Below are 20,301 nucleotides of genomic sequence, written 5' to 3'. Positions count from 1 at the left end.
AAAAATAAGATAAGGAGAGCGTATGTCATTCAAGAGCTGGATAACGGGAAAAAATAAAAAAACAGAAAATGACAACAATACTAAAAAAGAAAACCCCCATTCCAAACGGAATGATAGCATCATGTCATCAAAGGCAATGACGCTAGCAGATATTGCTCGCGGTATGCAGCATGCTGCCACTGCCGCCAACCAATTTATCGCCCATCAATATCAGCAAACACTCGAACCTTTTTTTGAACATGACGCTGATGGCGTGTTAACCCCAAAGACGGTTGCGATTCAACTCGATCCCCGGCACCACGTCGAACTACCACTGGTTGCGTTTTCTACTCCGAGGGGGTTGATGCTGGAAAAAATGAAAGTGCGAATGACAGTGAGAACCGATGCGGTCAGCCAGGACAAAATCACCTCACCTTTAGACGATCATAACATCACTAATTTTCACGTCAGCATGTCGCCTTCAGGCAAAAATAAAAAAGGCAGAAATAGTCAGCACGTCGATATAGAAATGCAATTCACTACGCTGGATCCTCCAGAAAGCATCATGCGGTTAATTGATGAATACACCAATCTCGTTATCCCAAAAATTACGCAAGAGGAAAAAAACAATGGCTAATATTCCAGGCACGATCAATGAAGCGGGTCTCTCTCTGATTAAGAGTTTTGAAGGTCTGAAATTAACAAAGTATCGTGACACAGCAGGTAAATGGACGATTGGATATGGACATTTAATACTGCCGAATGAAAACTTTGATAACGGAATTACCCTCCAGGAAGCGGATTCTCTGTTACAGCAGGACTTAAAAACGGCGGAAACGGGTGTTCAGCATTATGTGAACGTTGATCTCAACGACAATCAATTTGGTGCATTAACATCATTTACCTACAATCTGGGAGTCAATAGCCTGAAGACGTCGACATTATTACGCCTGCTTAACCAAGGGGACTATACTGGCGCAGCCGATCAATTTCCACGCTGGGACAAAGATGGTGAGCAAATCGTGGCAGGACTCCTGCGACGTAGAGAAGCAGAGCAAGCACTTTTCCTACAAGCCATCACATCAAATTAATATTCAACAAAAGTAAAAAATGATATTTCATAGAAAATCATCGTGGATATATTATGGATACATTACAACTCCCTATTATTTATGACATTCTGATCAGTGATATTATTGCATCAGTTGCAGGATTATTCGGCGGCCTCAGCATTTCCTTTTTTTGGCGACCGCAGAAACTGAATAATTACGACAAATTCATTGCCGCATTAATCATTATCATCATCAGCATTTCAGCAGCCTTCTCACTGGTAGGGATTATCGCCGAATTGCTGCACGTTAATATTAGTAAAATGGAGAACGCAATAGGATTAGGCTATCTGGTTGGTGCGATTAGCGTAGGCCTAGTTACGCTGTTGGCAAATTTCTTCAGCTATCGAGAGAACAACGATATTCTGGATGTCGCATCGGAAATAAAACAGGCCAGAAAAGGCGTTCATTTGATTAATGAGGCCCAGAAAAAAACGCCCGATGACAAAACCCCATCAGACCCTTAACAGATTGTTCTTAACGGTCAATGTTATTGAGAGCAAGCGTTCTTAAGAATAAAGACTTTCAACCGCAAGCTGCACGTATAGCAGTAAGGCACCTCGTTGCCTTACTGCTACTGCTCTCCTCTTCCTGACGTGTTCAGCCATCCAGACAATACATTGCCAATAAAACCAACGCCTCAATGCGGGTCTCCTCAACGAAGGTGTCTCAATTCGGGACACCTTCGTTAGCATTATCTACAGGTTACTGCACAAGAGAGGCGTATTTGGCTGTACGATATCCAGCAGAATTTGATGGTACTGATGGGACAGTGTGGCAATCTCGCCCGCTTTAAAAGCCGCTTGCTGATAATTAAAACACAGCGCCAGAGCCTCATCGTCATAAACAGAGAGCGTTAAATCCAGCCGAGCCTGATGATTAGCAATATCCGTAATCTGATAGGCAGTTTCATTAATCTGTACGACTGGCGGCATGGCTGTCAGATAGTTAAAACTCACAGGAAAACGCAGCTTGTCAGACCATCCTTTAGCCCGGACATCGGCCATTAACACATCATAGGGCAACGTCTGATTGTCCAAAATCGCATGGATCTTATTCTGGCTGCGAGCCAAAAGCGTGCTGAAAGATTCCTGAGCCGGCGCATCATCGTAGTAAGCCACCATATTAACGAAACAGCCTATTGTGGTGGCGTTTTCAGTCAACATACGATTCGACACCGGAATACCGATGGGAACATGACTATAGTTTGTCGTTTTGAGCAGTTGGGTAAAAGCGGTCAGCATGCAAACAAACGGCGTCGTGCGCTGCTGTTGGGCATAGTGCTTTATCGCCTGCGTCAGCGTATCTGACAAAATGCACCAATAATTTTCTCCGTCCTGGCTGTCACTGAGCGGGAATGCCGTCGCATCGGCTCCTGCTGCCAGGTAATCCTCCATCTTATCCAGCCAGAACTGCCGCTCTCTCAGATAACATTGATCTTTGGTGCGCCGTTGCTGCTGCCGATAGCGCAGATAGCGCGCTTCACTGCCTATTCGATAGCTGCGATCGCCGGCGCTATAAGCACGGACGTAATCAACAAACTGATGGAAGAACAAACCAATAGCATCATGATCGAATACCGTATGGTGTACACGTCCCAGCAGAATATGCCGTTGCGTTGTCAGCGAAATCAGATGAAAACAGATGAGCGGCGAGTGTGCTACATCCATTTCCGGTGTGCTGATCAGCTCCAGCAGTCGTCGGTCACTCAGCGTATTCTTTCCCCCATCCGGAGAGAACGCCGTCAGCCGTTCAATCGGGATCGCCTCGATCGGATAATCCCCTTCAAGGCACTGTAGCCGATCCAGATCGAAGCGGGTTCGCAGCACCGGATTACCTTCCAGAATACGCCGAATACTCCACTCCACGGCAGACTCATCCAGTGGGCCCTTTATCGTCAGACGGAAAGCCAATTGATAGGCCGACGGCTCCGGACTGAGCTGGTCCAGCGTCAGAAAATAACGCTGCTGCGATGAGGGGGTGAGCGCCTCGATATCCGCGTTGTTCTCGTTAAACGCAGGTTCGTCATCGTTCACATAGTAAGGGACAATGAAAGCCAGCAGATGGGGCGTCGCGTTGTTGAAAAATAACGGGTAATCAATGTCACTAAACAGCCGTTTTCTAATCAGTAGCCGGGCTTTCATCGCCTGAAGCGAATCGCCGCCTAAATCGAAAAAGTTATCGTTGGCGCCGAGTTCGCGAAAGCCAAGCACCTCTTGCCAGATATCAATCAATTCCTGTTCCAGCTCATTACCTGCGGTTTTAACCGGATATCCCAACTCAGGGCGCTGCGGGCAAGGCTCTGGAAGTCGGCTCACATCCAATTTCCCGTTAGGCAATTTGGGCAGGGTTTCCAGCATAATAAAGTGGGACGGATGCATCGCTCGCGGCAGTTTATCCTGCAAGAAGCGCCGCAGATCGTTCGTGGCAAGCGACGGGTTACGGCTCACCAGATAGGCGACCAGACGCTGACGCCCATTTTCCTGAATCGGCCGCACCAGCGCCTTGTCGATATCGCCATGCTGACGTAACACAATTTCGACTTCTTCAGGCTCGATACGAATGCCATTAATCTTAATCTGGCGATCGATACGTCCCAGATACAGGATCTCCCCTTCTGGCGTCATTTTCCCTAGATCGCCAGTACGGTGCCCCCAAGAGTGTTTATCGGCTCGAACATGGGTGAAGAAACGCTGCTGCGTTAATTCGTCGCGGTTAATATAGCCACGGGCGACGCCTTCGCCGAATGCGCAAATTTCCCCTTCTTCCCCTTCAGCCACAGGACGTAGACTCTCATCCACGATCATGATTTCGCTGCCACGCAGTGCTTTACCGAGCGTCACACTTTTCCCCGACCTTAATTCAGCAAATGAGCAGTTGGCCGTCGTTTCCGTCGGGCCATACAGATTAAAGAGCCTGACATCAGGAATCTGCTGGAACGTACGCTCTTTTAAATCAAAAGAGACAGGCTCGCCGGAGAGAAAAACCGTTTTAGGTAATGCCCATGCGTGAGAAGAAGATGCCTGATAGCGCAGCAGCTCATCCCAAACGGTCGGCACGCAATAAATGGCACCGTCGGGATGTTGCTGATGCCAGCGTAATAAAACCTCCGGCTCATTCAAGCTGTCGGCAGGCAAAATAAACAGGGTGTCGCCGCGCAATAAAGGCGCATAAAGCTGTGTCACGGCAGCGGCAAAGCTGAGTGTCGATGTCAGAGGGAGCGTCGCACGGGTCTCTGGCCACACATCTTCATTAAACCAGTTCAGGTAATAACTCAGGTTCCGATGCTCAATGGCCACCCCTTTTGGTTTCCCTGTAGAACCGGAGGTATAGAGAATATAAGCAAGATCGTTTTCGCAAACGGGTGGCAGCGTCGTCACTGGCGACGCAGGATAATGGATATCCTCTACTACCAGCGTAGAGGGAAAAATCTTATCGATGGCCGTTTTATTTAACATCGCTCGCGTGGAAATAAGCAAAAACGTCGAAGAGTCCTCAAGAATTTGAATGATTCTTTCTGACGGATGAAAATGCGAGAGCGGAACATAGGTATGTCCTGCTTTCAAAATAGCCAGCAAGACCACGGGCATCATCACACCAGGTTCCAGATAAACGGCGATTCTATCCCGTTTATTATCTGGATAATGTGATAACAAATAATCTGCCAAACGGCACGACTGAGATTCTAGTTGTTGATAATTCAGCCTGTCGCCATTAAATTCCACCGCCGTTTTATCGGGACTTTTCAGTGACCATTCAGAGATAATTTCAAAGACCGTTTTTCTATTCTTCATCATTTTCCTTCCATATTGTAAAAGGATGCTTTTTTCTGGAATGGTTATAACGCGACTTCCGGTATCTCACGCAGTGAAAAATTAATGCTGTAAAAATAAGAACACGTAATGATGGGGTCGTCATGCTAATACCAGGAAAGACACATAAAATAACACGCATGCCTGAGTATGGGTTTAACAAATAAAAGACAGTATTGCCTATATCCCAAAAGGACTATGCCAGAATGCGAAAGTCCCCCCGTACCCTGACGGGTATTATTTCCCCTTCCCTTTGCTATTTTTATTGACAGTGCATCACACCCTATCCGCAGATAATTGGAGGCTCCGATGGATTCACAATTTATCGGTTCTGTTATTAATGCGCTACCGCTGGAAAATATGATTAGCGGGCCATTACAAGCAATGATTAACGCACAGGTCCAAGCCAGCAAAGCCTATACGGATTTTTTATTATCCGTCTGCATTCAGAATAATAAAGCGGTCGCCATCCAATTCGACTACGACGAAACGCTTATTGATGAAAGCGGAGTCGCAAAAGGTGCCGTGACAAAAACGATGCGCATACCGCTCATTGCCGCGATTACCCATCCGATTATTTCTATTGAAGAAGGGACGATCGATTTCGAGCTTGAAGTCACACAGAGTGAATCTTCATCCGATGATACCGGAGAAGACGGCAATCTGGCGGCGTCACTGGGATGGGGGCCATTCAAAGTCAAAATGGCCGGTCGGGTATCACACAAGTCAGCGCAGACCCGAGCGACGGACACACGCGCCAAGTACAGCATTCACACGCAGGTAAAACGTCAACCCGCGCCCGAAGCGCTCATGCGCGTCATCGATTTTCTGACCGATGCCGCAATCAGACCCAGTATTCCCGCAGAGAAAAGCGCACCGCAGGTAGCGGAAAACGCCGCACCACCAGCACCTGCGGAGCAACAAGAAGCGTCATCATAATCAAAGCACATTATTCAGCGGCATAGTGCATGTGTGCCGTACCTGCATAACGCGTAAAAGGATGCCCGGTGTGACCCCAGGCATCACCAGAGGATCAGATCATGGCATCGGCAAGAGTGCTCCACACCTTATTTGAACAGCAGCGGCATCAGACGCCGGACGCCATCGCCCTGAGAAGCGATACAGAAACGTTGACCTACCGACAACTGGATCAGCGGGCAAACGCCATGGCGAGCGATCTATTGCAGCGGGGCGTAAAGCCGAAGGATGTTGTCGGTATTTATTTGCATAAAAGCCCGAATCTGATCGTCAGCCTGCTCGGCGTATTGAAAACCGGTGCGTGCTATTTACCGCTTGATCCTTACTATCCGCACGAGCGCCTGGATTACATGGTCAATCATGCCGATGCGCGTCTGGTCATTACCGACAATGCCCACGCGCTTACGCTGGCACCGAGCCATCGTGAGATCGTTGACATCAATCAGATCGATCTGAGCGTTCAGGCTACCCCCACGCTTCCCTCGGTCAGTGAAGAACAGCTTTGTTATGTGATGTACACCTCCGGCTCCACCGGAACGCCAAAGGGCGTCATGGTCAGCCACAGGACGGTGGTCAATTATCTGGCGTGGATGCAAAGCGCCTTCGTGCTACAGCACGACGATGTGGTCCTTAACCAGTCCACGTTCAGCTTTGATGTCTCAGTGTGGGAAATTTTCTGGCCGCTGATCGCCGGCGCAAGCTGTGCGGTCATTACCGAGGATGCCAAGTACGATCCGCAGCTGTTGGCTGAGTTTATGCACCGTCATCAGGTCACGGTCGCACAGTTCGTACCGACGGCACTGCGCGTCATTGTGGATGCGGAGGTGCTATCTCGCTGCACCTCTCTATGCCATATCTTTTCTGGTGGCGAAGCGCTCGATCAAACACTGGTCAACGATCTCTCCCTGCAATATCCGGGAAAGATCCACAATCTCTACGGCCCGACGGAGGCAACAATCTTTGCCTGCCATTGGCTCTGCCAGCCGGGAGCAGAAGAAAAAATTGCCCCGATTGGCAAGCCCATCCCTCACGCCATCGCTTATGTATTAGATGAGGCGCAACAGCCAGTCAATGTGGGGGAAAGCGGTGAACTCTATCTGGCAGGGGATATTCTGGCAAAAGGCTATCTGCATGCGGAAAAGCTGACGCAGGAGCGATTTGTTGATGACCCGTTTAGCCATCAGGCCGGGCAAAAAATGTATAAAACCGGCGACTGGGTTAAGCAGCGCGTCGACGGCGTTCTGGAGTTCATTGGCCGAATAGACAGTCAGGTTAAATTGCGCGGACACCGTATTGAGCTGGCGGAAATAGAAACGCACCTACAGGCTCTGCCGCAAATTAACCATGCTGCCGTTATTCTCGACAAGCGCTCGGAAAACGCAGCGCCATCACTCTCAGCATTTTATGTATTACGGCATCAAAAGCACATCGATATTCAAGAGATAAAAGCGCACCTTGCTAAGACGCTGCCTTTTTTCATGGTGCCCTCTCATTTCGTTGCGTTGGAAAAAATGCCAACGCACCCCAATGGAAAAATTGATAAATCCAAGCTGTGTTCCTGCGTAAATAACTAATGGTGAAAAAATGTCAAACGACAAAGCAATATTACCTTCCGAGATAGAGAAAAATATTATTTCTATCTGGCGGACCGTACTCAATAATCCAAAAGTCTCTATTCAAGAGAACTTCTTTGATGCAGGAGGCAATTCCCTGCTGATGTCCAAGGTTTATCGCGAAATAAAAAACAAAATGGAGTCACCTATCTCTATTGTTGATTTATTCCAATACCCAACGGTACAGATGCTAAGCAAGCGTATTAGCGAAGTACACGCTGGGAAATCAAGCAGCAAGAAGTAATTACGCCAAAAAGCGTATCGATAATCTAGGGGAATAACCGCCCAACAATGGGCAATGTGTTTCATCATCCTTATTTCACTGATAATAGGTGGTAATACCATGTCTGCAACTCAATTGAACGCTGCCTCGGCAGTCAAAGCGAAAGTGGCTTCGGCAATTAAATTTGTTCTGAGTCACCAAAATTCATCCAAGCCCGCTCACTACTATGCGATTGGCCAGAAAATTCTTCCTAACACCAAGAAATACTGGCGTGCGAAGTCTATTCCAGCCATTCCTGTTTCAATCAAAGCAGCATTGCAACACCCGTCGGCATCTAACCTGCAAAGCCTCATCAGCCGGGTTACTGCTGGCGTCGCAGGTAGCAAAAAGTAATTAACTTTTAATGTAGCTGTCCCTTCTATATTCACGGCGTAGGACGTCGACCTTTCTTCCTCTGGATAGTATTCGGAGAAATAAGGTTAGCGGCCTGCGCCGTGAAAAGGAGGCGAATATATTCACGGTGAGGTAATGAAATGAAACAGCAAGAACAGTTCCGCGATAAGGATATTGCCATTGTAGGAATGTCGGCTCGCTTTCCCGGTGCAGAAGATACCGCAATATTTTGGCAAAACCTGTTGGACGGCGTGGAGACGATCAGCACATTCAGTGAAGAAGAACTGAGGGAGTCAGGCATTGAAGAAGAAATGATCGCCTCGCCCAACTATATTCGCCGCCGGGGCATTCTGGGTAACGCACAGCACTTTGACGCTAATTTTTTTGATATTACGCCCCGCGATGCCGAAATTATGGATCCACAGCATCGTGTCTTTTTGGAATGCTGCTGGCACGCGTTTGAAGATGCTGGCTACGTCCCTGCCACCTATCCTGGAAAAGTGGGCATATTCGGCGGAACGGGAACCGCCTGGCATTTGAGTAAAGTGAATGCCCATCCTGAAGTGCAGAAGTACGCCAGCGGTGCGTCGGTCGTCACCAACAATGATAAAGACTACGTAACGACCCGAGTGTCTTACAAGCTCAACCTCAAAGGACCGAGCGTTAACGTACAGACCGCCTGTTCAACCGCGATGGTCGCCGTCGTGATGGGTATGAACAGCCTGCTGAACGGGGAAAGCGATCTAATCGTCGCGGGCGGCGTTTCCGTGGATACGCCAGAACGCCGGGGCTACCCTTATATGCAAGGCGGCATGGAATCCGCAGATGGCCGCTGCTATGCCTTTGACTCGCGAGCCAACGGCACGGTGTTCAGCCGCGGTGCTGGCGTCGTGTTACTGAAACGTCTGAATGACGCCGTACGCGACGGCGACCATATTTACGCCGTGCTGAAAGGCGGCGCAGTGAATAACGACGGTAACCTGAAAGCCGGCTTTACCGCGCCGAGCATCCACGGGCAGATCGCCGTTGCCAAACAGGCGATCGCTAATGCACAGCTCGATCCTGCCACGATCAACTTTGTTGAAGCTCACGGCACCGCCACGGCACTGGGCGACCCCATCGAGTTCACCTCACTCACACAGACGTTTCAGGAATACACGGATAAAACCCAATATTGCCGTCTGGGATCGGTGAAAACCAACATCGGCCATACGGACGCAGCGTCAGGCATGGCCAGCCTCATCAAAGCGTCACTGGCGCTGGAAACCGGCAAACTGCCAGCCTCGCTCCATTTCGAATCGCCAAACCCTAACATTGAGTTTGAAACCAGCCCGTTCATCATGAACACCGAACTCAGTGAACTGGAACCGTCAGAAACACCGCATCGCGCGCTGGTGAACTCTTTTGGCGTCGGCGGCACCAATGCCTGCGTCATTCTGGAAGCCGCACCGTCGCTAAAAGCGGGCGATACCCATGACAACAGCCTGCTGGTTTTGCCTTTCTCTGCGAAAAGCCGCACGGCGCTGGAAGACATGAAACACCGTCTGCGCGATTACCTCAGTGCGCATGACGATGCCAATCTGGCAGATATCGCCTACACCTTGCAGGTTGGGAGACAAAAATTCTCTCACAGCACGGTTATTATCGGGAAGGATCGCGATTCACTGCTGGCCAAGCTGGATCAGCCTTCACTGGTGGTGACGCAGCAGGGAAAAAACCAAAAATCCGTCGTGTTTATGTTCCCGGGACAGGGCAATCAGTACGTCAATATGGCGCGTGAACTGTACGACACCTACGATGTTTTCCGCGCGAGCCTGGATCAATGCTGTGACTATCTGGAGCCGATTCTGGACGTCAATCTGACGTCGATTATCTTTCAGGACGGCGATAATATCGCCGAGTCCCGCATCAATGAAACCCAGTTTACCCAGCCGTCCCTGTTCGTGATCGAGTACAGTCTGGCAAAATTGTGGATGTCATGGGGCATTCAGCCGGATGTCATGATCGGTCACAGCGTGGGGGAATACGTGGCAGCCTGCCTGTCCGGCGTGTTCTCACTGGAAGATGCACTGAAAGCCGTCGCGATGCGGGGCAAGATGGTACAGGCATTACCCGCAGGAGATATGCTTGCCGTCCTGCTCGATGAAGAAAGCCTGAAGGCTAAACTTCACGGTAGCAAGCTGGAAATTGCGGCGGTTAACTACCCTGGATTATGTGTCATCGCCGGTGCTTCAAACGATGTCGCGCGTTTCCAACAGCAGTTGGAAGACAGCAATATCTTCTGCAAACATCTGGATACTTCGCATGCTTTCCACTCACACATGATGGAACCCATGCTGCCCGCCTTCAAAAAGGTCATTGATAGCATCACGCTGCACGCGCCGCAGATCCCATTTGTTTCTACCGTTAACGGCGAATGGGTGACGGAAGAACTGGCGAAGAACAGCGACTACTGGGTGCGTCACGTACGCAATCCGGTGCTGTTCTCCCACGCCTTCAAAACGCTGATGGCTGAAGAACATCACGATTTCGTGTTCCTTGAAGTCGGACCGGGACGTTCGCTGGAATCGTCTGCCAAGCAGCATTTCAGCGCAGAAGACGGCGCGTTGATTTATGCCTCCCTGCCAACGGCGAAAGACGTGGCCTTATCCGGCGAGCATCTCCTGTCGACGCTCGGTGCGCTCTGGGCAAGCGGCGTAAACGTTCCCTGGCATCAGCATCATCCAGAACAGCACCGTCGCCGCATCCCGCTGCCGGGTTACCCCTTCGAGCGTAAACGCTTCGCCCTGCCAGCCCTGTCGTCAGCCAGTAATGACATGCAGAGTGAGCAATCCGTTAAGGCTAAAAAGCGGAAACAGGCGGATATCGGCGATTGGTTCTATATGCCGACCTGGAAGAAAACCATTCCGGCGAAATACATGGCGGGCAAACGCGTTGAAGCAGAGAACACCTGCTGGCTGCTCCTGACTGATACGTTGGGTATCGCCGAACGTGCGAAGCAACTGCTGGAAAAGGACGGGCATAAGGTCTTTTTCGTCAGCCCGGGAACGCAGTATCAGGAAGCGCTTTCCGAAGGCCGATACACCCTTGATGCATCCTCGCGTGCCGACTATGTCCGACTGCTGAAAAGCCTGACAGAACAAGGATTACGCCCATCACGTATCCTGTATTTATGGAACCTGACGGCGGCGGAACAGGTTCAGCCGCTTGACCACACTTATCTTTCCTCACCGCTGAACACGTTCTACCCTGCCCTCTATCTCCAGCAGGCGCTGGTGAACGAGAATTTGCTGGACGATCTGCATGTGACCTTCGCCACCAGCAACACGTTCAGCGTGATGGGTGAGCGCATCGCGTCACCAGAAAATGCGTTACTGGTTGGGCCTTCGCGTGTGTTCTATCACGAGTATCCTGAAGTGCAATGCCATCTGGTGGATATCGATCTTAAACAAAACGCCGAACAGCTTGATGAGTTTGCCCACAATCTGGTTGCAGAAAGCCATATCGCCACACACGGCAATCTAGTGGCTTACCGCGGAAACCAGCGCTGGGAAGAAAGTTATCAGGCCGTGCATCTGAAACAGGATGCCCTCGGTTTACCTGCGGAATTGAAAGACGACGGCGTCTACCTCATCACCGGCGGCCTCGGCGGATTGGGGATACTGCTCGCCAACCACCTATCTGAAAACAGTAATGCGGCGATCATCCTGACTTACCGTGCAGCGTTACCGCCGCGCGAAGAGTGGCAAGCCTGGATCCAACAGCATCCGGTTGACGATCCTATCAGTGAAAAACTGGCGAGCGTTTTACGTCTGGAAGCCCGTGGCAACACGATACATCTGGCACAGGTCGATGTGAATGACTATCACGGTATGCGCGAGATGCTATCCGCGTTCCCGCAGGTCGATGGCGTATTCCATACGGCAGGCGTGGCTGGCGGCGGTATCATTGCGCTGAAGAATGACGCCGATTGCGCCAACGTGCTCGATCCCAAAGTGGCAGGATCGCTCATTCTGGATGAGCTGCTGCAGGACAAACAGCCTGACTTCTTTATTTTATTCTCTTCTATTACCTCCATTGTCGGTGACGAAGCCCGCATCGATTACTGCTCGGGTAACGCGTTTATGGATGCCTTTGCGCATTATCGCAACCAGCATCGTCGTGGGCGCACCGTCTCGCTGAACTGGGGAAAATGGGGCGATGTGGGAATGGCCGTCCGTTGGGGCAAACAGCTGCAGGAGAAGAAAAACAGCAAGCTGGCTGCCGTTGAGGAAACCAAAGGCGACCTGCTGACGCACCTGGAACGTGAAGGCACGCAGGAAAGCTATCAGGTCAATCTCACCACGCAGGACTGGGTTATCGATGAGCACCGCCTTGCGAAACAACCTTCACTGGTCGGGGCGACAATCTTATCGCTACTGCATGAATTCATGACGTGCTTTAAGCCTCAGGAAAGCCTTCAGGTCAAGAACCTGATGCTGACCAAGCCGGTGATCTATACCGATGCCTGGCCGCGTCAGATGAGGCTATTCACCACGCCAGAGGGGAAAGGCTATAAGTTCAGCCTCAAGACTCGGGGCGTGCTTGAGCTGGCATGGCAAGAACACGCGTTCGGAAGCATAGGCCACGGCGCTCCAACGGCTGACCTCACGCCACAATCGATTGACGCCATCAAACAGCGCTGCACCACGCAGGTTCCCTACGCGCCGTTTATCACCGAGCTGGGTAATGCCAACACGGGCGAGAATTTCCTGTCGTTTAGCCAGCGTTGGAACAACCACCGCGAGATTGTTCAGGGCCATAACGAATGGCTGATCCACAAAGTGCTGGGAAGCGAGTATACGCACGATCTTACCCGCTACCCGTACCATCCCGCAGTGATTGATGCTACGGCCATCTCCTGCCTGTCATTGATTACACAGGAGAATTTCCTGCCTATCAGCTATGGCAAGATGACCTTCTTATCGCCACTGGGGCAAGAGTGCTACGTCCACGCCAGGCTCAAGCAGGTTTATCAGCCGCAGGATAACGCTATCGTCATGGATATCACGTTCCTTTCACCAGAGGGCGTTCCACTGCTGATCCTGGAAAACTACACGTTGATGAAGATGACGATGGGCAATCAGCTCGCTACGCCAGAAAACACATCAGCGGCAGCTACAGCAGCAGTAAAAGTGAATCTGGCAGATAAAGACATTCTGTTGCCAGAAGGGCTGGATGCAATAAAACGCCAGCTCACGCATCTGGAATTTGAACAGTTAGTCGTCGTCACCAGCGATCTGGATCAGCTCATTTATGAGTCGATCCCTGAACAGGAAACGCCTGAATTCATTTTGCAAAATAGCGAATCAACGGAAGGATATGCCCGACCGGCCCTCTCTGTGGATTATGTCGCGCCAGAAAATGACATCGAGAAGGAGATCGTCAAAGTCTGGCAGTCGATTCTGGGGATCTCGGGGATCGGCGTTAACGACAGCTTTACTGAACTGGGCGGTAACTCGCTGCTGGCAGTACAGGTCGTTTCTACCGTTTCCGGCCTATTTGAAATCGATATTCGCGTTGATCTGTTTTACCAGAACCAGACCGTGAAAGGGTTAGCAACGCTGATCCTTACCGAGCTGGAAGCCCTATTGCAGGAATAAGGGAACGGCCGCCTTCAGTATGCATCTCGAAGGCGGCCGCTAATGTAAAACCGAATGCCACAAAATGAGACTCGATAATGACGCAGCTTCCCACCGCAAAACTGACCTCGCTTAGCCTGGATGAACTCAAAAAGCTGGCAAGAGAAAAGAAGAAAACGGGCAACGCATCTTCAGGCAAAGCCATTGTTCCGCACGCGACACCCGGCAGAGTACATTTCCCCATGACCAGCGCGCAGAAGCGTATCTGGATGCTCTCCCAATACCTTGACGATAGTCAGGTCTACAATAATCCCTATGTGCTTGCCTGCCGGATCGAGCACGACATGGAGCCGCAGCGAGTACAGCAAACGCTCGACTATCTGATGCAACAACATGACATTCTGCGTACGACATTCCGACTGATCGACAACGATGTGTGCCAGTGCGTTGCTGATGACATGTCTTTCACGTTCAGCTTTGAAGATATCTCCGCATTCAGCGAAGAAGACATTGAAAAATATGTCTCGGAGACGGCCAAAGCGAAAGGGAATATTGTTTTTGATCTGGAAAATGGCCCCTTGGTTTATCTCCATATGGTCAAAACCCATCAATATGACTATGTGCTGTTCCTGACCTTTCATCACATTATTTCCGACGGGTGGACGGTCAATGTGTTCTTCAAGATGCTCATGGAAAACTACTTTCGTCTGCTACAGGGCGGGACATTACCCAGCGAAAAAACGCTCCAGTTCACTGATTATGCACTGGCGGAAGATCGGTGGCATACCGAGGGTGAATACCAGACCGGGCTGGCCTACTGGGCGAAGAAGCTGGATGGCATCACAGGGCAGTTAGATCTGGCGACGGATTACCCGCGTCCGGCCAAAATGAGCACCACTGGGGGAATCGCCAGCCAGTTCTTTGATGCATCTTTCTGCCAGCGCTTGCAAACCTGTGCGACACAGCATCAGGCGACACAATTCCACGTTATCCTCACGGCATACCAACTCATGCTGCATAAATACAGCGGGCAGCAGGAAATCATCATCGGCGCACCGTTTGCCAACCGAAATTTACCTGCCACGCAAAACATGATGGGGCTATTCATGAATACCCTGCCATTACGTTTTGATATCGATCCTAATGCCAGTGTCGCCTCCCTGATCGAGGGCGCGCGCGCCGAGTGTGAAGAAACCTTGAGATACCAGGATGTGCCGTTCAATTATATTCTGGACGAGATTACCTATGTGCGTAATCCCCAGATCAATCCCATCTTTCAGGCAATCTTGACGTATCAGGTCTTCCCCCATTTTCACAGCAGCTATGGCGGGTTCAAATATAAGCCGTTAAAAGTGGATTACGGCACCGCAAAACTGGATCTGAACTTATGGGTAGAAGAAGACAAGGATAGCGACGGCCTGCTGTTCACCATGAACTACAGTAGCGCATTATTTTCCAGCAGCACCATCCAGCGCATGCTGAACGATCTGCGGACCGTTCTTGAAACCTTAATCACCCAGCCGCAGTTAACCGTTCGGGATATCTCACTGTTAAGCGACGAAGAACGCCGCGCGACAATCGCACAATGCCGCCCAACCGCTAATACGTTCCCGCCTGCGGTTCATCGGCAGTTTGAACAACAGGCACAGCAACATCCCAATGCCATCGCGGTTCGCTGTGAAGGCCGTACGTTCAGCTATGCTCAGCTCAATGAACGGGCAAACCAGCTGGCTCATCAGCTCCAGAAAGACGGCATTGCTCATGGCGAGTGTGTCGCGCTGTTCATGCCGAAAAGCGAGTATTACGTCGTCGCGATTCTGGCCGTGTTAAAAGCAGGCGGATGCTATGTTCCCATCGATATCGATCTCCCTGAACAACAGGTTGAGTTCATCCTGCAAAATTCCGCCGCCCGCTGTGTCATCATCGACGAACAGGCACCCGGTGACAGACTCCCCTGCCTCTACGTAAGACAAAATCGCAGCATGATGCCGGTAAGCAACCCATCGCAGCCACAGGTTACGGATGGTCCGGCTTACATCATTTATACCTCGGGCAGTACCGGCAAACCGAAAGGCGTTCGTGTCAAACACTCCCAGCTTAGCCACTACTGTCAGGCCATTCGGCCCGTGCTCAACCTGCCGCCTGATGCCCGCTACGGCATGTTTTCATCCTTCACCACCGATTTGGCACACACGGTACTGTTCCCCGCGCTGATTCATCAGGGTCAGTTAGACGTGATTAGCACGGAATTACTCCGCTCCCCACAGGAGCTGTTCGCTTATCTGGCGCAATACCCAGTCGATTGCATAAAGATTACGCCGTCGCATTTAGCGACGTTATTGACGTCACCGCAGGCTGAAGCGCTGTTGCCTCGTCAGTTATTGGTTATCGGCGGAGAACGTGTTCCTCTGTCACTCATCAAGCGTGTACGCGAGTTCCAAACGTCTTGCCGCCTACTCAATCATTATGGGCCAACCGAATGCACCGTCGGCGTCACCACCTATCCGGTGCCTGACGATCTCAGTCTCCTTTCGGGCGACTATTTGCCTATTGGTAAACCTCTGTCTGATAGCCATGTTCTGCTGCTCGATCCTTATAACCAGCTCGTTCCGGCTGGTTTACCAGGAGAAATTTATCTGGGCGGTTCGCATGTCGCAGAAGGGTACATCGGCCTGCCAGATCAAAATAACGCGCGCTTTATTCCTCATCCTTACCTTGAGGGCGAGCGGCTCTATCGCAGTGGTGATAAAGGTCGTTTCCTGCCTGATGGCAATCTTGAATTTATGGGACGCTTGGATCGTCAGGTGAAAGTGCGCGGCTACCGTGTTGAGCTGACGGAGATCGAACAGGTATTGCAACAGGTTGCTAATGCGACCCACGTTGCTATTAAACAAAACACGCTGTCCCACGGGGAAACCGTCTTAACCGCTTACCTGTGCGGCATTGATGAACCCAGTCAGGCCACAGTAAAAACGGCGCTGCAAAAAAAGCTGCCAGACTATATGCAGCCAGAACGCTGGGTATGGCTAGACGCGATGCCATTAACCGCCAGCGGTAAGATAAATTATGCTGCGTTACCCCTGCCTTCAGCAGAAAAGCGCGTAGCATTCCATGCCCCGGAAAATCAGCGTGAACACGACCTGCATGAAATTTATCGCGACATTTTACAAAGCGAGACGATTGATACGCAGGAGAGCTTCTTTACTCTTGGTGGGAATTCTCTCAGCGCATTAAAGCTCATCCTGAGCGTTAATCAGCACTTTGGGACATCCCTGTCTCTGGGGCAGTTGTTCGAAAACAGCAGCATTGCCCAGTTGGCCCGCGTGATTGAAGACAAGGGATCGCAGACTCAAGCCGCAAGGGTGACGATCAATCGTGGGCAGCCTGAAGATAACCCCACTTTGCTTCTGATCCATCCCGCTGGCGGTAACGTGCTGTGTTATTCCGGGCTGGCGCGTGAACTGGGCGAGCGCTATCCGATCTATGGTATTCAGGTGCCCGATTTCAGTGTTAACCAGCCTTATAACGCCGATATCAAAGCGCTTGCCGCTTTCTATCTCTCAGAAGCTGGCGACATCGTTCATCACTCCCGCCTGGTACTCGGAGGATGGTCTCTCGGTGCAACTATTGCTTTTGAAATGGCGCAGCAGCTCGCGAAAAAAGGCATAACACCGACGGTGTTAGTGTTGGACCAGCCTGCTCCAGAGATCAACATTGATGGCTCAACAGACATGAACGAGGCTGAACGTCTGGCGTATTTTGCGCATAAAGTGGCTTTGTTTACCGGTGCATCTTTCGATCTTTCAGAACAGTTGCTTGCAGACATGAGCAATGCGCAACGAACGTCGCGCTTTCTGGCCGAATTTAAACGTGTGGGGCTGGTTCCTGAGTCGATTGGGCCTGGAGAATTTCAGGACTTTATTAATATCCTGCAAACCCATATCTATGCGACGGACGCTTACCGTGGCGAGCGCTACTCAGGTGATGTGCTGGTCGTCGAGGCAGAAGATATTTTACCCGGCCGTATCCGCCTGCCAGAGTCAGGACTGGGGTGGCGTCGCCTCACTTCAGGTTGCCTGACGGTACTGCCGACGTCCGGCGATCATATCTCAATGATGAACGCACCGCACATTTCCCGCATAGCCGAACAGCTCAAAAAAGTATGGCAATAACACATTCGCCGTCTGCGGTTTCAAACGCAGAACGGCGGTTTTATTACGCAAGTGAGGAGAAAACATGGGCCATCCCCCGTCGTTAACCGTTTGGCGATATCTGGTATCGCGCGATGCGCTTCTGACCATCATCATACCGGTCGTTATGTATAACATCGCATTTTTACAATGGGGGGCTGGCGTCGCGCTGTTAATAACCGCGATCTATTCCGGTGTACTGCAACTCATCAGCCGCTGGCAAGGTTATCTGCCAATCATTGCTCTCATTCTGGTATCGGGGCTTAGCCACTACCTTTATCTGGAAGGCATCATCCTGTTTGATATCCATCAAGAGAGCGTCTTTTTGTCGGTCAGCGGCGCAATTTCAACCGTGATTATTTTTACCATTTACAGCATCAAGGGGCGTCCGGTCATACAAACATTGGCGGAACAAGCCACGCCAGAGCTTAAGACACTCCCCGTTTATGGCACACCGCAGTACGTCCGAGTCTGGAACGAGGTATCACTGGTCTGGATTCTGGTTTACCTGGTGAAAGCCATCATTATCTACCTACTTTCCCGCCAGTCTGGTTTGCCGATGGATACGCTTGTCCTCATCAGCGGATGGCCTCTTACGCTACTGCTGGTGATCTTCAGTTTCCGATGGCCAAAGCATCGCTGGTCATCACTCGCACACAATAACGCTGCCTGATCAGCGTTGCAGGTAGTGCATAACATAATGAATATTAAATATAGGGAATATTATGAACCCGTTAGAAAACAAGCTGATTGTACTGAATCGTCATCCTGATGGCCCCGCACAGTTAGAGGATTTCAGGCTCGAAGAACGCCATATCAATGCACTACAGCCTGGCGAATATCTGGTTGAAAATAAATGGCTATCCATTGATCTTTATACACGCCCACGGCTTAACAAAAACACAGCCTATGTGAGCCCAATCAAACAGGGAGAAGTGATTCAAGGTGAAACGGTAGGCTACGTCGTGGCAACGAAGAACCCACACTTTAAGGTTGGAGATTGTGTGTTCACGTTTTCAGGTTGGCAGAAATACTATGTCGGCACGCCTCAGGATTTTATTACGCATCGCCTGCAGTCAACGGCCCTGTCACCCTCTGTTTTTCTCGGCGTGGTGGGCACACCGGGACGTTCCGCTTATTTTGGCATGAACAAAATTGCCAAACCCAAAACGGGAGAAACGTTGGTGGTATCCGCCGCGTCAGGGAGCGTAGGTTCCGTCGTTGGTCAGTTAGGTAAACAGGCTGGATGTCGGGTTGTCGGTCTGGCTGGAAGCGAAGAAAAATGTCGCTATGTCGTTGAGACATTAGGCTTTGATGCCTGTGTTAACTATAAAGAAGATGACTTAAATCACGCTTTGCGGGCTGCCTGCCCTAACGGAATTGATATCTATTTTGAAAACGTTGGCGGCAGAGTTTCACTTTTCGTTGCCAAACTGCTTAACGAAGGCGCAAGAGTCCCCGTCTGTGGCAGTGCGGCACAATACAATCAGGATCCTGACGTTGACGCGTCCAACATAGTGGCATTTTTTTCTTCTCTCCCCGATGCGCCGCTGAGCCGCTTTTTTCTCGTCACCGAGTGGTTCAAAGACTATGCAGAAGCAAATATCTGGCTATTGGATGCCGTGGAGAAAGGGCAGTTAAAATATCGAGAGAACATTATTGAGGGAATAGAGAATACGCCTCAAGCCTTTATCGACTTATTAGACAGCAAACACTTTGGCAAGCAGTTGGTGCGCCTGTAAGGCGCTGAGACAGTAAATTAAAGACAAAAAAAATAGACGTCGATAGACGTCTATTTTTTATGTTGGTACCGAGGACGGGACTTGAACCCGTAAGCCCAATCGGGCACTACCACCTCAAGGTAGCGTGTCTACCAATTCCACCACCACGGCATCACAATCGCTGATTTAAAACGCTTACTTCGGAATATCACTCACCGGCGTTGAAGGCGCAACAGGCGTTGTCGTCTGCTCTGCTTTTTCTGGCTGGTTCAGGTTGTCCCATGTTCCGCCTCTTTTCTGCAACGAACTTAAGTTGCCCAGAATGAGACTAATAATGAAAAACAGGGTCGCCAGTATTGCTGTCATGCGGGTCATGAAATTACCAGAGCCACCCGAACCGAACAAAGTGGCAGAAGCACCTGCTCCGAACGAGGCCCCCATATCAGCACCTTTACCCTGCTGAAGCATGATCAAAGCAACTAGCCCGATCGATACTAACAGGAAAATTACTAATAGAGCTTCGTACATAGTCGTACCCGTTAACCGTTTTCTCCATGATTCATGGAGATGCTATATTCTGGCGGTAAACCGCGTGTCATTCCGCGAAGCAGGATGTAGAACATCCCTTATCAAGCGGGTCTGAATACTAACCAAAGGATGTA

At 50.5% G+C, this 20,301-nt stretch carries 13 protein-coding genes and 1 tRNA gene; 11 read left to right on the top strand and 3 right to left on the bottom strand.

The window, feature by feature from the left end:
* Positions 1 to 22: 22 nt before the first annotated feature.
* The 3 genes from IG609_RS03030 to IG609_RS03020 are packed head-to-tail and all read left to right on the top strand — an operon-like array spanning position 23 to position 1,555.
* Positions 23 to 616, top strand: a complete 594-nt coding sequence (locus tag IG609_RS03030) for a DUF2589 domain-containing protein (protein WP_193397420.1) — start codon at positions 23 to 25, stop codon at positions 614 to 616.
* Complete coding sequence (locus IG609_RS03025; protein ID WP_193397421.1) at positions 609 to 1,070, top strand: lysozyme; 462 nt, start codon at positions 609 to 611, stop codon at positions 1,068 to 1,070. Before IG609_RS03030 ends, IG609_RS03025 begins: the two co-directional genes overlap by 8 nt.
* 53 nt (positions 1,071 to 1,123) lie before the next feature.
* Complete coding sequence (locus tag IG609_RS03020; RefSeq protein WP_193397422.1) at positions 1,124 to 1,555, top strand: hypothetical protein; 432 nt, start codon at positions 1,124 to 1,126, stop codon at positions 1,553 to 1,555.
* Positions 1,556 to 1,786: 231 nt separating this feature from the next.
* Here the strand turns inward: IG609_RS03020 and IG609_RS03015 are convergent, their stop codons facing one another.
* Entirely contained in the window at positions 1,787 to 4,885 is a 3,099-nt protein-coding gene (locus IG609_RS03015; protein ID WP_226374175.1) for a non-ribosomal peptide synthetase, read from the bottom strand.
* Positions 4,886 to 5,209: 324 nt separating this feature from the next.
* Between IG609_RS03015 and IG609_RS03010 the strand changes: the two genes are divergently transcribed.
* From IG609_RS03010 to IG609_RS02975, 8 genes are all read left to right on the top strand, one after another.
* Positions 5,210 to 5,839, top strand: a complete 630-nt coding sequence (locus IG609_RS03010) for a DUF2589 domain-containing protein (RefSeq protein WP_039312967.1) — start codon at positions 5,210 to 5,212, stop codon at positions 5,837 to 5,839.
* 101 nt (positions 5,840 to 5,940) lie between these two features.
* On the top strand, positions 5,941 to 7,452 hold the full coding sequence (locus tag IG609_RS03005; RefSeq protein WP_193397423.1) for an amino acid adenylation domain-containing protein: 1,512 nt from the start codon (positions 5,941 to 5,943) through the stop codon (positions 7,450 to 7,452).
* A 10-nt stretch (positions 7,453 to 7,462) separates the two neighbouring features.
* Positions 7,463 to 7,735, top strand: coding sequence for a phosphopantetheine-binding protein (locus IG609_RS03000; protein ID WP_010279676.1), 273 nt, complete (start codon positions 7,463 to 7,465; stop codon positions 7,733 to 7,735).
* A 99-nt stretch (positions 7,736 to 7,834) separates the two neighbouring features.
* A complete protein-coding gene (locus IG609_RS02995) occupies positions 7,835 to 8,107 on the top strand; it encodes a hypothetical protein (protein WP_223806285.1) in 273 nt (90 codons plus the stop codon).
* Between the two features lie 140 nt (positions 8,108 to 8,247).
* Positions 8,248 to 13,749, top strand: coding sequence for a type I polyketide synthase (locus IG609_RS02990; RefSeq protein ID WP_193397424.1), 5,502 nt, complete (start codon positions 8,248 to 8,250; stop codon positions 13,747 to 13,749).
* 77 nt (positions 13,750 to 13,826) lie between these two features.
* The gene (locus IG609_RS02985) at positions 13,827 to 17,900 is read left to right on the top strand and encodes a non-ribosomal peptide synthetase (protein WP_193397425.1); all 4,074 of its coding nucleotides are present in this window, start codon (positions 13,827 to 13,829) and stop codon (positions 17,898 to 17,900) included.
* Between the two features lie 64 nt (positions 17,901 to 17,964).
* On the top strand, positions 17,965 to 18,591 hold the full coding sequence (locus IG609_RS02980; protein ID WP_193397426.1) for a hypothetical protein: 627 nt from the start codon (positions 17,965 to 17,967) through the stop codon (positions 18,589 to 18,591).
* Positions 18,592 to 18,643: 52 nt separating this feature from the next.
* A complete protein-coding gene (locus tag IG609_RS02975) occupies positions 18,644 to 19,660 on the top strand; it encodes an NADP-dependent oxidoreductase (protein WP_116155143.1) in 1,017 nt (338 codons plus the stop codon).
* A 63-nt stretch (positions 19,661 to 19,723) separates the two neighbouring features.
* Here IG609_RS02975 and IG609_RS02970 read toward each other — a convergent pair.
* Positions 19,724 to 19,810 (bottom strand) — tRNA-Leu (locus IG609_RS02970).
* A gap of 24 nt (positions 19,811 to 19,834) precedes the next feature.
* Complete coding sequence (gene secG / locus IG609_RS02965) at positions 19,835 to 20,167, bottom strand: preprotein translocase subunit SecG (RefSeq protein ID WP_193397427.1); 333 nt, start codon at positions 20,165 to 20,167, stop codon at positions 19,835 to 19,837.
* Between the last annotated feature and the right edge of the window lie 134 nt (positions 20,168 to 20,301).

This window comes from Pectobacterium quasiaquaticum (assembly GCF_014946775.2).
GTDB classification, from domain to species: domain Bacteria; phylum Pseudomonadota; class Gammaproteobacteria; order Enterobacterales; family Enterobacteriaceae; genus Pectobacterium; species Pectobacterium aquaticum.
This window is presented reverse-complemented; position numbering and strand designations above follow the sequence as displayed.